The organism is Arthrobacter sp. SPT-J7, assembly GCF_059089965.1.
The window spans coordinates 1-5408 of sequence record NZ_JBNHFF010000215.1 but is presented as its reverse complement, the minus strand read 5'-3'; the positions used below and the strand labels follow the sequence as shown (position 1 = coordinate 5408).

The 5408-nt window shown below is 63.6% G+C and carries 4 protein-coding genes, 1 tRNA gene and 1 pseudogene; 3 read left to right on the top strand and 3 right to left on the bottom strand.

The window, feature by feature from the left end:
- A pseudogene (locus AC5RWX_RS29635) lies at window positions 1–195 on the bottom strand (trehalose-phosphatase); the annotation flags it as partial.
- Window positions 185–1675, bottom strand: a complete 1491-nt coding sequence (locus AC5RWX_RS29630) for an alpha,alpha-trehalose-phosphate synthase (UDP-forming) (protein WP_494099798.1) — start codon at window positions 1673–1675, stop codon at window positions 185–187. The pseudogene AC5RWX_RS29635 and the gene AC5RWX_RS29630, both read right to left, overlap by 11 nt.
- 179 nt (window positions 1676–1854) lie before the next feature.
- Here AC5RWX_RS29630 and AC5RWX_RS29625 point away from each other — a divergent pair, with 179 nt between their 5' ends.
- On the top strand, window positions 1855–2730 hold the full coding sequence (locus tag AC5RWX_RS29625; RefSeq protein WP_494099797.1) for a DsbA family protein: 876 nt from the start codon (window positions 1855–1857) through the stop codon (window positions 2728–2730).
- 175 nt (window positions 2731–2905) lie between these two features.
- A tRNA-Thr gene (locus tag AC5RWX_RS29620) sits at window positions 2906–2979 on the top strand.
- 28 nt (window positions 2980–3007) lie between these two features.
- Here the strand turns inward: AC5RWX_RS29620 and AC5RWX_RS29615 are convergent.
- Complete coding sequence (locus tag AC5RWX_RS29615) at window positions 3008–4429, bottom strand: FAD-binding oxidoreductase (RefSeq protein WP_494099796.1); 1422 nt, start codon at window positions 4427–4429, stop codon at window positions 3008–3010.
- A gap of 506 nt (window positions 4430–4935) precedes the next feature.
- Here AC5RWX_RS29615 and AC5RWX_RS29610 point away from each other — a divergent pair.
- Window positions 4936–5238, top strand: coding sequence for a DUF4193 domain-containing protein (locus tag AC5RWX_RS29610; protein ID WP_066280293.1), 303 nt, complete (start codon window positions 4936–4938; stop codon window positions 5236–5238).
- Window positions 5239–5408 lie beyond the last annotated feature (170 nt).

Here is a 5408-nt window from a genome sequence, read left to right as displayed (position 1 = left end):
GGCGAGGCCGGCGAACGCCGTGGCCGCCCGGGGAAGGGGCCGGGCGTCGTCGGCGTGGCCCACAATGGGAGCCATGGTGCCGTCGAAGTCCATGGCCACCAGCAAATGATCCGTCGCAGCGATGCGCCGAAGGGCCTCGCGTAGCTCCGGTGTCAGTGCCAACTTGCCGTTGCCGGCCTGGCCGTCAGGAGTCATCACGGACCGCCTTCTCCTCAAGGGCCCGCAGGAACTCGGCAGACCAGTAGTCCACGTCGTGCTCGAGGATCTGCTTGCGCATGGCCCGCATCCGCCGGGAGGCATCCCGGGGCGGGAGCTCCACAGCCCGCATGATCGCGCTCTTCAAGCCATCGATGTCATGGGGATTCATCAGCAGGGCCTGCTTGAGCTGATCGGCGGCGCCGGCGAACTCGCTGAGCACCAGGGCGCCGTCATTGTTGGTCCGCGCGGTGACATACTCCTTTGCCACCAGGTTCATGCCGTCCCGCAGGGCGGTCACCAGCATGACGTCCGCTGCCAGGTACAGGGCCACCATCTCCTCCACGGGGTAGCTGTGGTGCAGGTAGCGGACTGCTGTGTTCTCCAGGGTGTCGTAGGTGCCGTTGATGTGGCCCACCGTGCCCTCCACTTCCTCGCGCAGGAGCCGGTACTGTTCAACGCGCTCGCGGCTGGGGCTGGCTACCTGGATCAGGGTGGCATCACCGACGGACAGCTTGCCGTCCGCCAGGAGTTCTTCGAACGCCTTGAGCCTGTGCCGGATGCCTTTGGTGTAGTCGAGGCGGTCCACGCCGAGCAGGATTGTTTTCGGATTGCCCAAGTCCTGGCGGATCTGGCGTGCCCGCTCAATGATCTCGGGTTTTTGGGCCAGCTCGGTAATCTGTTGGACGTCGATGGAGATGGGGAACGCCTGGGCCCGGGCGATGTGTGTGATTTCCCCGTCATGGCCTTTAACGTGCACCTGCTGCTGCTTGACGCTGGCGCCCAGGAAGCGGCGGGCCGAGCGCATGAAGTTGCCGGCGTCGCTGGGCCGCTGGAAGCCCACCAGGTCGGCGCCGAGGAGGCCGTCGATGATGGCTTGGCGCCAGGGCAGCTGGGCGAAGATCTCCGGCGGGGGGAACGGGATGTGGTTGAAGAAGCCGATCCGGAGGTCCGGCCGCTCCTCCCGGAGCATTCGCGGCACCAGCTGCAGCTGGTAGTCCTGGATCCACACCGTGGCAGCTTTGTCAGCATGGCGTACGACGGCGTCGGCGAACCTTCTGTTGACCGTGCGGTAGGCGTCCCACCATGTGCGGTGGAACTCGGGCGGGGCGATGACGTCATGGTAGAGCGGCCACAGGGTTGCGTTGGAGAAACCCTCGTAGTAAAGCTCTACATCGTCGGCACTGAGCTGGACCGGAACCAGGTCCATGCCGCCGTGGCTGAACGGTTCCACCGTCTCGTCAGGAGCGCCGTGCCAACCTACCCACGCGCCGTCGGTCTTGGTCATCATCGGTGCCAGGGCGGTGACAAGGCCGCCGGGGGACCGGCGCCACCCGGAACCGTCGTCGCCTTCACCAGGCGCGGAGCGGTCAACCGGCAGTCTGTTCGAAACCACCATGAAGTCATACTTGGTGTCGCCGCTGCCGGCGGCGCCGGGTCCGGCTGCGGTGGCAGGTTTTTCCTGGACGGGTGTTTGCATTGCGGCCCCCTGGGGTTTGCTTGTGGCTCTCTGCCCACCCTAACGGGACGGAATCTTCCGTGCTATTCGTCCGTTGGTCAATCGGAAGAATACTTGAACGGGCAAGCTCGCAGGTTTCTCCCCTAAAATGATGGGGTTGCCACGAAATGGTCCCCCTCGTCGATCGACCCAAGGAACACATGAGCCCCGCAAACGAAGTACGTAAGTCCAAAGCTGAGCGAACCGCGGAGGCCCGCGAAAAAGCGCGGCTGATCCGTGAAGCCCAGCTGAAAAAGGACAAGCGCAACAAGCTGCTGATCGGGTGGGGCATCGTGGCGGCCGTGGTGGCCATCCTTGCGGTGATCGCGCTGGTAGTGACCACCAGCATCCGGCAGAACACTCCCATTGCGGACCAGGGCCCGGTGCCGGCAAACGCCAACGTCCATGGAGGTGTGACCCTCCTGGCCAACACGGAAGTCAAGAAGACAGACCCGGCGACGGTGGACATGGCCAACCTCCCGGCCAAGCCGGACGCACAGCCCAGCCCCGTAGTGGCGCCGGGTGCCGAGGCCGAAGCCGGCCAGCCCGTAAAGGTCATCGCCTACATCGACTTCATTTGCCCCGTCTGCCTGCGGTTCGAAAACACCTACAACGAAGCCCTCACTACGCTCCGTAATGAAGGCAAGATCAGCATGGAGTACCGTCCGCTGGGCTTCCTGGACCGACAGTCCACCACCAACTACTCCTCGCGCTCTGCCAACGCCGCGGCCTGCGTAGCGGACAAGGCGCCGGAAAAATACGCCGAATACGTCAACGTTCTCTTTGAAAACCAGCCCGCTGAAGGCGGAGCCGGACTTTCCGACGACAAGCTGAAGTCCCTGGCCAGCGACATCGGTGCGGACATCAACAGCTGCGTGGATGACAAGACCTTCCGTCCTTATGTGAAGTACTCCACCGAGCTGGCGGCGAACAGCGGCATTACCGGCACGCCGACCGTCTTCATCGACGGCAAGCAGTGGGACGGAGCAACCGACCTGAACGCTGAGATCCAGGCAGCGATCGACGCCAAGGCCTGACAGACGCTCCCGGCAGTCCAGACTGTCAGCACAGGGCCCGCTTCCGGACTTTTTCGGAGGCGGGCCTTTCCTTTGCCCGCTATCGCCATGCCGAGGCCGCGGACGGCGTTTTTACCACCGGGAGGACTTGGGCTACCCTTATCTAGCGCCGTTCAGGCGCCGCCCGCAAGGGCACGCCTCCTTAGCTCAGTTGGCCAGAGCACCGCTCTTGTAAAGCGGGGGTCGTCGGTTCGAATCCGACAGGGGGCTCCGAATGGATGTCGGTCCTGAGGGATCTTTACGCACTCGTCGGCGGGATGTTGTGGTTCAGGCGCAGGAGATTCTGCGGATCATAGCGGTCCTTGAGTGCCACGAGGCGCTGGTATTTGTCCTGGCCGTAGGCATTGCGTGCGGCGTCCGCCTCCTTGATTCCCAGCTCGGCGCCCAGGAAGTTGACATATTCGCCCTGCTCCGCGAAGGGCCGCATCAAGGCGTAGGCCTTGCGGGCGAAGGCGGTCAGCCGTTCGTCCTCGGCCGCGTCACGCCAGAACCCGTAAACGTTCAGCCAGTAACGCGCCGACCGGTTCGGAAACGCCGTTGCCTCTTCTGGGACCCGCCCGAAGGCGCCCTCCAGATGGTGGATGTCGATGCCGGTACCGTGCCACGCCAGTTCCGAGGCGAACCCGACCACAACGTCGGCCACCTCCTCGTCCAGCCGGGAGAAGGACACGTTCTTCCAGTAGCCTCGCGAGCCTTTGGGGAACACTGCGTCCATGGCGCTTTGCCAGTCCAGCCACGACGTCGGTCCCACCTCCTCTTCATCAGGCGGAGCAACGGCACGGAGTTGGTCAACGAGGTTTAGGCCGGCTTGGTGGTCGTCGCCCGCCCAGGCGAAACCGAGGATCATCCAGGCTTCATCACCCATTCCGAAATCGGGCGGGAAGACCAGGAAGGAGACGATTGGATTCATCTCATCGGGCAAGTCCCGGGTCCACGTGTCGAAGGCAAGCAGGGCGCTCTTCCAGTGCTGTTGACGGTAGAAGAGATTGCCGCCCAAGGGAGCCGCCGGCAGGGGACGGGCACGGAACGTGAACGAGGATACGACGCCGAAGTTCCCGCCGCCGCCGCGCAGCCCCCAGAACAATTCGGCGTTTTCGCCATTGCTGGCATGCAGGTGCTCGCCCGCTGCGGTGACGATGTCGGCGGCTTCGAGGTTGTCCAGGCTCAGGCCTCCGGTTCTGGTCAACCAGCCCACCCCGCCGCCAAGGGTGAGTCCTGCCACCCCGGTCCCGCTGATGACCCCCAAGGGGACAGCCAGCCCATGCGCGGCCGTGGCACGGTCCACATCAGCCAGGGTAGCTCCCGGTTCAACGGTGACAAGCCGGCTTTCAACGTCCACCTGGACAGCCCTGAGCGATCCCAGGTCAAGGACCAGGCCACCCTCAACAGTGCCGTGGCCGGCAATGTTGTGCCCGCCGCCGCGGACCGCCAGCGCCAGCCCGCTGCGCCGCGCAGTATCCAGAACCACATCGATGTCCGAGACTGCTCCAGCCCTTGCGATGGCGCGTGGGTGGAGATCGACCATGCCGTTCCATACCGCCCGGGCTTCCTCATACAGCGGATCCTGCGGCTCGATCAAGGGTCCCTGCAGCCGCCCACGCAACTCATGCAGTGACTGCCGGACGTCACGTTCCGGGTCGTGTTGATGAGCTGTAGCCATCGCTGATGCTTCCGGGTCAAAGGGCGAAAAGATTCACCGGGAATCCCGATGCCCGGAGTTTAGGAGCACTTCCGCAGGCCGGTCAATAGGTTCTTTTTTGGTGCCCGGCGGGCGCGGATTGCAAACGGCAAAGGCTGACCAGGTGCGGGATTAACGTCCGCGAGGCGGGGACGAAACCAAGCCAAAACATTGGCTGAGTACGGTCGGGGTATGACAGCTCACTTTCCGTCCCGCATCCGGGCCTGGTTCGCGGATACCTTTTACTGCGACACACCCGGCAGGGCAGCAGATGCCATGGCAGATGCGACGCGGTGGGGTTGGCTGCCGGCCCTCAGCGGCGTGGCCGTTGGAGCTGATCACGCCCGGGAAAAGCACCTGGATTCCGCGGCGGAACCAGGCGGAATGTCTGGTTGAACACACTTTTGCGCGCGTAAGGGCATAATGACCTAAACTGCTTCACTGAGGTGCCTGAAATGGCGCTGTGCAGCAACGAAAGTGAACAGGCAATGGCTACCGATTACGATGCTCCACGCAAGCAAGAAGAAGAGTCTCCAGCGGATTCCCTGGAGGCACTGCAGGCCTCACGTGGGGGCAATGCGCAGACTGCAGTAATCGACGTCGATGAAAATGACACGGCCGAGGGTATCGACCTGCCCGGCGCCGACCTTTCCAATGAGGAACTGACCGTCATTGTTGTCCCGGAGCAGTCAGACGAGTTCACCTGCTCCTCATGCTTCCTGGTCCGCCACCGGTCCCAGGTGGCCCGCGAAAAGAACGGCATGAAGTACTGCCGCGACTGCGAAGGCTGAAACTTCCGTACGAAAAACAGCGCCGGACACCCCCCTCGGGTGGCCGGCGCTGTTTCGACTTTCCGGCGCCGTTATCCGGCATAACAGCCGGGTCCAGAAACGGCACCGGAACGGTTAAGGACGGCGGCAAAACAGCTCCGGATTTACTGCGGCGTGATGCGGATACTGGC

Coding starts and splice junctions, on each gene's coding strand:
- AC5RWX_RS29615 (WP_494099796.1), bottom strand. CDS start 4,429: ATGGCTACAGCTCATCAACACGACCCGGAACGTGACGTCCGGCAGTCA.
- AC5RWX_RS29610 (WP_066280293.1), top strand. CDS start 4,936: ATGGCTACCGATTACGATGCTCCACGCAAGCAAGAAGAAGAGTCTCCA.
- AC5RWX_RS29630 (WP_494099798.1), bottom strand. CDS start 1,675: ATGCAAACACCCGTCCAGGAAAAACCTGCCACCGCAGCCGGACCCGGC.
- AC5RWX_RS29625 (WP_494099797.1), top strand. CDS start 1,855: ATGAGCCCCGCAAACGAAGTACGTAAGTCCAAAGCTGAGCGAACCGCG.